This is a genomic window from Nocardia farcinica, from assembly GCF_029867845.1.
In the GTDB taxonomy this organism is placed as follows: domain Bacteria; phylum Actinomycetota; class Actinomycetes; order Mycobacteriales; family Mycobacteriaceae; genus Nocardia; species Nocardia farcinica_A.
The window spans coordinates 1-7,162 of sequence record NZ_JARWRU010001114.1 but is presented as its reverse complement, the minus strand read 5'-3'; the positions used below and the strand labels follow the sequence as shown (position 1 = coordinate 7,162).

Sequence of the window (7,162 nt, the reverse complement as noted above, 5' to 3'; positions counted from 1 at the left end):
GGAACGCCGCACCGACATCCACCACGGATTCCTCGACCTCGCCGCAGCCCTCATCTGCTGGCGACGACTCAGCAACCGAACCAGATAGGGGCTCTTAGCCTTGTTCTCCTCCTCCAGCCGCGCGTCGACCACCGCGTCGCCGTTGTCGATGGCGCGGCGGGCCAGCGGGTGGATGATCTCTTCCTCGGCGGTCTCGTGCACGGCGAGCAGCCGGCGCAGCTCGAAGAACTTGCGCTCACGCTCCCCCGTGTCCGCGGCCCCGGCCACCTCGTCGAACAGTTCCCTGATCCGCCGGTGCTGCCCGACCAGGTAGGTGACGGCGTCGGTGGTCGAATTGATCGCGGGTGCGCTCATCGGTCGTGCCTCCTGTCGTTCGGTTCCGCGCCCCTACGGCGCGGCCGTTTCGTTCGGCAGCCTACCCCGGGCCGACGGCGGCCAACGAGGCGACAGCCGTGGTGAATCCCCGGACAAACCGGCCGGATTCGCGGCCCCGGCACCGTAAACCAGCCGTAACATGCCTGCCCGTTTACCCCTCGACCCGGGGGTAACCGCTCCGAGGCAAGGACCGGACCACATTTCGGAGGGCTGCATGTTCCGTCATACCGACTATCTGCAATTCGATGCCAAACCCGAAAAGCCGGACCCCGTCTACGCGCGCAAGTTGCACGCAAGTTGCAGGAGCTGATCGGCGGCGCGTACGGCGAGATGACCGTGACGATGCAATATCTGTTCCAGGGCTGGAATTGTCGTATGCCGGGCAAGTACAAGGACCTGATCATGGATGTGGCCACCGAGGAGATCGGTCATGTCGAGATGATCGCCACCATGGTCGCCCGGCTGTTGGAGGGCGCACCCGCCACCCGCGCCACCAAGGAGGCCGCCGCCGATCCGGTGGTCGCCGCGGTGCTGGGCGGCATGGACCCGCAGCAGGCCATCGTGTCCGGCGGCGGCCCGACGCTGGCCGACAGCAACGGCGTGCCGTGGAACGGACGGTTCATCGTCGCCAGCGGGAATCTGCTGGCCGACTTCCGCGCCAATGTGGCCGCCGAGGCCCAGGGCCGGGTCCAGACCGCCCGGCTCTACCACATGACCGACGATCCCGGCGTCAAGGACATGCTGAAATTCAACCTCGCCCGCGACACCTACCACCAGAACATGTGGCTGGCCGCGATCGAGCAGTTGAAGGAGGACGGGGTCGAGGACACCGTTGCGCCGAACGCGCTGTTCGACGAGGAGCACGCCGAGCACGCCACCACGTTGTGGCACCTGTCCGACGGCGACGCCTCCGACCAGGGCGCCTGGGCGCGCGGCATGGCCCCCGACGGCGTGCACGAGAACCGCTTCCTCGCCGACCCGCAGCCGCTGGGCGACAAGGCGAGCGCCCCGCCGCCGGACCCGAAGTTGTTCGCCACCTACGACGGCTCACTCGGCAAGCCCCGCTCGGCAGCCCTCGGCACCGAGGCGGGCCTGATCGGCAAGGTCAAGGACGCACTGGACCCGGACAAGCCCTGATTCACTTTCTTCTCCGAAAGGCCGCCGCCACCTCGGGTTTCGCGGCGGCGGCCGACCTCACAGCCATCCCCTCTCGATGGTGAGGACGGGGCAATCGGATCGGCACACCGGGCAACGGGGGCGCGACGCCGCGCTCACGGCGGGGCAATATCCGGCTGATGAAGTGGGGTATGAGCACTCCAACCGAAGCGAATGCGCAACCGTCGACCGAGACCACCGCCCCGATCTTCGACCGCATCGGCGGCTACGAAGCGCTCGAAGCCGTGGTCGCCGACTTCTACACCCGCGTGCTGGCCGATGACGATCTGGCCGGTTTCTTCAGCGGGACCAACATGAATCGCCTGCGCGGCAAGCAGGTCGAGTTCTTCGCCGCCGCGCTCGGCGGTCCCGACCCCTACCGCGGCGCCCCGATGAAGCAGGTACACCAGGGGCGCGGCATCACCATGAAACATTTCGGCCTCGTCGCCGGTCATCTGACCGATTCGCTCGCCGCCGCCGGCGTCGCGCCCGACCTGATCGACCAGATCATCGGCGCCGTGGCGCCGCTGGCCGACGACATCGCCTCCGGCTGACCGGGTGCGCGGCGGCTTCCCCGTGCTATAAAGAGACAGATCTGTCTCTTTAGGGAAGAAGGAGGCCGCCGTGATCGTCGGCGCCAGGCAACCAGGAACGAGCCCCATGCGGGCGGCACGACACGACGAGTGGGGGTCGCCCCTGACCCTCGCCGAGGTCACCCGCCCCGAGCCGGCGGCGGGCGAGGTCCGCGTCGCCATGCGCGCAACCAGCGTCAATCCCATCGACGTCCACACCGGCCGCAACTCCGGCTACGAGCAGTCCATGCAGCTGCCTTTCGTGCCGGGCTGGGACGTCGCGGGCGTGGTCGACGCCGTCGGCTACGGCGTGACCCGCCACCAGGTCGGCGACCCGGTGTTCGGGCTGGCCTGGTTCCCCTACCCGGCGGGCACCTACGCCGAGTACGTGACCGTGCCCGCCCACCATCTGATCCCCATGCCCTCCTCGGTGGGCTTCGTGGAGGCCGGGTGCGCGCCGATGGCGGTGCTGACCGCGTGGCAGATGCTCGACGCGGCCCGGGTGCGGCCCGGCTCCCGCGTGCTGATCGACGGTGCGGGCGGCGGCGTGGGGCACGTCGCCGTGCAGCTCGCGGCCGCGCGAGGGGCGAAGGTCGTCGCACTGGCCCGTACGGCGCATCACGAGCGGCTCCACGAGTTCGGCGCCGCGATGTGCGTGGACTACGACGACGCCGGGGCGGTCGCGGCGATCGGAGAGGTCGATCATCTGATCGACTATGTCGGTCACGAGTTCGGCCGCGCGCTGTTCGAACACGTGGCACCCGGCGGCTCGGTCGCCCTGGCCACCGCCTGGTCCATCCCGACCTACCGGGAAGACGCCGCCGCACGCGGCATCGACGCGAGCTCGTGCCTGGTCGAGCCGGACCCGGTGGCGCTGACCTCCAACGCCACGCTCATGAACATGGGCATCCTGCGCATCGCCGTCGACGCCGAGTTCCCGCTGGAGCGCGCGCCCGAGGCGCAGCAGTGGGCGGCGCGACGCGGCGTGTTCGGCAAGACCGCCATCGTCGTCGACCCGGCGGAGCGGTCGTGACCGGCAAGCCGAAACAGCTGCGTGGCGCCGCCGCGCGCGAGAAGCTGGTCGACGTCGCGGCCGAACTGTTCTACACCAACGGGGTGCGCGCCACCGGCGTGGACGAGGTCGTCCGGCGGTCCGGCATGGCCAAAGCCAGCCTCTACCGGTGGTTTCCGAACAAGGACGACCTGATCCTGGCCGTGCTCGACAAGCGCGACGAGGTCTTCTGGGCGGCGTGGGACGAGACCGCCCGCCGCCACCCCGGCCCGCGCGAGGAGCTCGACGCCCAGCTGGCCCGCATCCAGCAGCTGGCCACCCGAGACGGCTACCGAGGCTGCGCGTTCGTCAACACCGCGGCCGAGTTCGACGTCGGCCAGGCCGCCATCCGGGCACGCTGCCTGCGTCACGAGGAGGAATTGCGTCGCCGCCTGCGCGCGCTCACCGCCCGCCTCGAGGTCGCCGACAGCGAGCGGCTGGCCGATCAACTCCACGGCGCGATCGTCGGCGCGTGCGCCGTGGGCGGGGTCTATCCGCCGGGCGGGCCCGCCCACCACCTGCTCGACCTGGCGGCGGTCCTGCTGCGGGCCGCCGAGCCCGCGAGCACGACCGAGCCGGGGAACAGGTGAGGCCGTAGAGCTTCGAAGTGGTCGCCTCTCGTGACGACCCCGGCTGCGGCGGGCACACCATCCGGCCGGCCGGGCGGAGCTGATCGCGGACATCCCTGGCCCAGACACCGCCGCACCGGCCGCGTGCGGATCGGCATCGTTCCCGCCTGCGCCGATTCAGCGCGGCGCCACCGTCGGCCCCCCGGTGGAACCGCCGAACGGATGACGCCAGTTCCGCTCGGTGCGGATCGGCTGGGCGGTCTCCCCGACCGGCGCGGCGGCCTCGCGGCGGGTCTGCTTCAGCTCCCGGCGGGCGTGGCGGGCCTGCCGGGCGTTGCGGCGCGCCCCGGTGAGCAACACGCTCAAGCCGAACATGCCGATGGCGCCCACCGCGATGCCGTAGAGGAACAGCATTCCGGTGGACCCGGTCACGTGGTAGCCGAATACCGAGAACTCATCGGTCAGGGCGTGCGCGCTGCCGGTGTGGTCCATCACCCCGACCACACCGACGATCACAGCGGCGATCAGGACGACGAGCCCGATGATGATCATGCCTGCCTCCGAGAGCTGGTAGGAGTGGTGCCTCCAGTCAACTCCCGGCTACGCCCGCTGTCGAGGTGCGCGCACCGATCGATCCCGATCCCGCCGCCCGGCGCGCGCACTCACCGCTTGCTCACTGCCCGGCGAACGTCCTGCGATAAGCCGACGGCGACATGCCGAGTCCGCGCCGCATGTGGTGACGCAGGTTGTCCGGCGAGCCGAGCCCGGACATCTCCGCCACCACGTCCACCGGCAAGTCCCCCGACTCCAGCAACTCCCTGGCACGGTCCACCCGCCGGTCTCTGATCCATGCGCCCGGCGACATTCCCGTCTCCGCCTGGAACCGCCGGGCGAGCGTGCGCGGACTCATTCTGGCGCGCGCCGCCAGCACCGCCACGCTCAACGGCTCCGCCAGGTGCTCGAGCGCCCACGCCCGCACCGCCGCCGTGCTGCGCTCGTCGTGTTCGGGCACGTGGTGTTCGATGAACTGCGCCTGCCCGCCCTCCCGCCACGGCGGCACCACGCAGTAGCGGGCGATCCGGTTGGCCACCGCGGCCCCGTGGTCGCGACGGATCATGTGCAGGCACAGGTCGATGCCCGCGGCCAGGCCCGCCGAACTCAGCAATGTCCCCTCGTCGACGAACAGCACCGTCTCGTCCAGGTCCACCGAGGGGAACAGCCGTCGGAAGTCCTCGGCGTAGCGCCAGTGCGTCGTCGCGCGCCTGCCGTCGAGCAGTCCCGCCGCCGCCAGCACGAACGCCCCGGTGCAGATCGACACCAGCCGCGCGCCCGCCGGAATACTCGCCAGCGCCGCGGCCACCTCCTCGGTCACCCGGCCCTCCCGGCGGGCGGGCGGGAACCGTGTGCCCGGCACGATCACCGTGTCCGCCTCGGCCAGCGCCTCCACCCCGCGCTCGGCCACCAGCCCGTATCCGCCGGTGGTGCGCATCGGCCCGGTCCGCAGCGAGCAGGTCACCACCTCGTACAGCGGCTCACCGTCGTCGTCGGTGACCTCCCCGAACACCAGCGGCGGGATCGTCGCGTCGAACCCGACCACCGGTTCCAGCAACAACACCACCACCCGATGACGACGCCAGGGCGCCTCGGCGTAAGCAATGGCACGAATTTCCGACATATTGGCAATCCTGCCACTGGTGACCGGTCGCGCGCTGCCGGATGCTGTCTGCTCGTGACGACCGAACTCGAACGCGGCGAGACCGCCGCCCCGCACCGCCCGGCGCCCCGGCTGCACTACGCCTGGATCGTCGCCGCCGTCAGTTTCATCGCCATCATCGGCGCCGCGGGCTTCCGCGCCGTGCCGAGCGTCATGATGACCCCGCTGCACGACGAGTTCGGCTGGTCGCACGCCACCATCGGCGTCGCCATGTCGGTCAACATGGTCTTGTTCGGCGTCACCGCCCCCTTCGCCGCCGCGCTGATGGACCGTTTCGGCGTCCGCCCGATCCTCACCGGCGCGCTGCTGCTCATCGCCGCGGGCACCGGCGTCGGCGTGCTCATGACCGCGAGCTGGCAGATGGTGCTGCTGTGGGGCGTGCTGGTCGGCCTCGGCACCGGATCGATCTCCATGGGCTTCGTGGCAACCATCTCCACCCGCTGGTTCGTCGCCCGCCGCGGCACCGTCACCGGCATCCTCACCGCGGCGGGCGCGGCGGGTCAGCTCGTCTTCCTGCCGATCGTCGCCGATGTCACCGCCCGCTTCGGCTGGCGCTGGGCGAGCCTGATCGTCACCGCCGCCGCCCTGGCCGTCGTCCCCCTGGTGCTCGTCTTCATCCGGGACCGTCCCGGCGACACCGGCCCCTACGGCGGCTCCCCCGACGCCGAACCCGACCCGCTGCCCAACGGCAGCTTCACCGCCGCTGCCGCCGGCTTGCTCCGCGGCACCCGCGTCCCCGCCTTCTGGCTGCTCGCGGGTAGCTTCGCCATCTGCGGCATGAGCACCAACGGCCTGATCGGCACCCATTTCATCCCCGCCGCGCACGACCACGGCATGCCGACCACCGTCGCCGCGAGCCTGCTGGCCACCGTCGGCCTGTTCGACATCGCCGGCACCGTCCTGTCCGGCTGGCTCACCGACCGGGTCGATCCCCGCGTCCTGCTCGTGGTCTACTACCTCGGGCGCGGCCTGTCCCTCATGGCCCTGCCCGCGCTGCTCTCCCCCACCACCGAACCCGGCATCTGGGTCTTCGTCATCTTCTACGGCCTCGACTGGGTGGCCACCGTCCCGCCCACCCTCGCCATCTGCCGCCACTACTTCGGCGCGAACACCCCCGTCGTCTTCGGCTGGGTCTTCGCCGCCCACCAGCTGGGCGCCGCCGTGGCCGCTTTCGGCGCGGGCTACGTCCGCACCGCCCACGGCTCCTACGACATCGCCTTCTTCACCGCCGCGAGCCTGTGCGCCCTCGCCGCCCTCCTCTGCGGCGCGATCCGAATGCCTGAGAAGACAACCGCACCGGTGACCTGACTCCGCGCCGTGACCTGATCACCACGACGCCCCCGGCAGCTCGGGACACCCCGCCGTGCGGCAGCCACCACAGATCGTCCTCAGCACGGAGCGATCACTTCGATCTGATCGGCGTTCTCGTTGGCACATAGACGTGATGAGTTCGCGGGTCCACGTCGATGTATGTCGGATCGTCACCGTGGGTCGCGGTGTCGACAGCGATCGACCGGGGCGATCTCGGAAAGATCCGGCCCACCGGGATCGTCGCGGTCACCCGCTGAGTTCGAGTGTCGATAACGGTGACCGACTGGCCCTCATCCGAATCCGGGTATCGAGCGACATAGACGCTGAACCGAGGAGGTGGCCCGGGGGGGGGGGGGCGGGGCGCGGCGGGCCCGCGCCCCCGGGGGGGCGGGGGGCGGGGCCGACGAGCCCCCCC

General features: G+C 70.8%; 7 protein-coding genes and 1 pseudogene. 5 read left to right on the top strand and 3 right to left on the bottom strand.

Annotated features, from left to right (window positions below; genetic code table 11):
* Positions 1 to 354 (bottom strand): hemerythrin domain-containing protein (locus QH283_RS24675; RefSeq protein WP_280505325.1); only part of this gene is annotated, 354 nt, incomplete at its 3' end.
* Positions 355 to 589: 235 nt separating this feature from the next.
* On the opposite strand from QH283_RS24675, the pseudogene QH283_RS24670 reads away from it, so the two are divergent.
* From QH283_RS24670 to QH283_RS24655, 4 genes and pseudogenes are all read left to right on the top strand, one after another.
* A pseudogene (locus QH283_RS24670) lies at positions 590 to 1,512 on the top strand (manganese catalase family protein).
* A 170-nt stretch (positions 1,513 to 1,682) separates the two neighbouring features.
* Positions 1,683 to 2,084 (top strand): group I truncated hemoglobin, encoded by a 402-nt coding sequence (locus QH283_RS24665; RefSeq protein WP_280505323.1) that lies wholly within the window; start codon positions 1,683 to 1,685, stop codon positions 2,082 to 2,084.
* Between the two features lie 106 nt (positions 2,085 to 2,190).
* Entirely contained in the window at positions 2,191 to 3,135 is a 945-nt protein-coding gene (locus QH283_RS24660; RefSeq protein WP_280505322.1) for an NADP-dependent oxidoreductase, read from the top strand.
* Positions 3,132 to 3,743 (top strand): TetR/AcrR family transcriptional regulator, encoded by a 612-nt coding sequence (locus QH283_RS24655; RefSeq protein ID WP_280505321.1) that lies wholly within the window; start codon positions 3,132 to 3,134, stop codon positions 3,741 to 3,743. Before QH283_RS24660 ends, QH283_RS24655 begins: the two co-directional genes overlap by 4 nt.
* A gap of 156 nt (positions 3,744 to 3,899) precedes the next feature.
* On the opposite strand, the gene QH283_RS24650 is transcribed toward QH283_RS24655, so the two are convergent.
* A complete protein-coding gene (locus QH283_RS24650) occupies positions 3,900 to 4,274 on the bottom strand; it encodes a hypothetical protein (RefSeq protein WP_280505320.1) in 375 nt (124 codons plus the stop codon).
* Between the two features lie 121 nt (positions 4,275 to 4,395).
* Complete coding sequence (locus QH283_RS24645; protein ID WP_280505319.1) at positions 4,396 to 5,397, bottom strand: GlxA family transcriptional regulator; 1,002 nt, start codon at positions 5,395 to 5,397, stop codon at positions 4,396 to 4,398.
* Positions 5,398 to 5,451: 54 nt separating this feature from the next.
* On the opposite strand from QH283_RS24645, the gene QH283_RS24640 reads away from it, so the two are divergent.
* Entirely contained in the window at positions 5,452 to 6,744 is a 1,293-nt protein-coding gene (locus QH283_RS24640) for an MFS transporter (RefSeq protein WP_280505318.1), read from the top strand.
* Positions 6,745 to 7,162 lie beyond the last annotated feature (418 nt).